The 1,268-nt window shown below is 70.9% G+C and carries 1 protein-coding gene; it reads right to left on the reverse strand.

The window, feature by feature from the left end:
• Positions 1–156: 156 nt before the first annotated feature.
• Positions 157–1,113, reverse strand: a complete 957-nt coding sequence (locus G6018_RS07005; RefSeq protein WP_179523196.1) for a hypothetical protein — start codon at positions 1,111–1,113, stop codon at positions 157–159.
• Positions 1,114–1,268: the final 155 nt, after the last annotated feature.

A 1,268-nucleotide genomic window follows, 5' to 3' on the forward strand; every position in this document is an offset into this window, starting at 1 on the left:
CGCGGCGGGCGGCTGCGGAGGAGGTGGACACGCGCGCGAGCAAGACGCCAGACGCGTGCGCGAGACGCCAGGCGCATCAGCGGCTGCACGGACTGGCGAGTGTCGTGGCCGGCGATCCTTCCCGAGTGGGCGACGGTAGGCATTCCGCAACCGCCCTCAGGCCACGCGGCGCGGCCCCCGGCCGAGTGACTCCTGAAGTCTCATCGCCTCGCGGATGAGGGGCACGATCCGGCCACGCCGGTAGTCCTCCCATTGCCATCTCCTGAAGATGTTGCCCAGCGCTTCGATCTCGTTCTGGCGATTCTTCTCATTGCGTAGCTTCCGGCGGACGCCCGCCTCGCCGTCGTCGATCCCGTACTTCCCCGACCCGTCCGCCTCACCGACGAGTCCCCATTCCTTCCAGTACATGTCGACGAAGGTCCGCGACCCGTCCGGGAGGACGAACTCGTGCTGGAGCCGGGGCATGGGGAGGCCAGCGCGGGTGATGGCGACCCGGCTCAGTGACTCGAGCACCGAGTGGGCACCCGGGTCCGCGAATGCCACCACCGCGCGGGCCCGCGCGATGCCGACTCTCCCGGCGGCGGCGTCGAGTTCGGCCGCCAGTTCGGCCCTGGTGCACAGAGAGTGACGCAGGGCCTGGTCGGCAGCGCAGACAGCACCGGTGAACGGGCTCGTCCGCGCCACGTCGACGATCGTCCGCGCCGGAGTCGTGACCGGGATGCCATCGAGTTCCGTCACGGCGTCACCGAGATCCAGACTGTGGCAGATCGCGCTCTCGCCCCGCCTGCTCCCGCTGCCCGGCCGGTGCCTGGTCGTGGTGACCCGCCGGGTGTCCAGATCCTGGGCGGGCAGACCGTGCAGCACGAGCGCGGAAGTATGCGACATCACCGTGCCGGGGCTGATGAACCTCGCAGAGGCGCGCGAGCGCATCTCGAGGATGGCTTCGGCCTCGTCGGGACCGGTGGGCAGGTCGGCGGCGGGCACGTAGACACCGTGACGGAGACGGTAGAGCTGTCCGGTGCGCTCTGCGTGCTCCCGCGCTCGGCGGCTGTAACCCCGGGCGAGTAGTTCGGACGAGGTGATGACGGGTGGGCGAGGTCGGTCTGTGCTCATGGACACGCAGTATCGGCCCCGCCGGCCCGGCTTCTGCGGCGTCGGACCGCGTGATCCGTCCCGGCTGTGGAGGGGGCGCGGGGTGTGGAGACCGTTGCCGCAACTGCAGGGCCGGGCTGAGCGACTGCAGGGCCGGGCTGAGCGACTGCGGGGCC

Source organism: Dietzia sp. DQ11-44, from assembly GCF_014145205.1.
Classification (GTDB): Bacteria; Actinomycetota; Actinomycetes; order Mycobacteriales; family Mycobacteriaceae; genus Dietzia; species Dietzia natronolimnaea.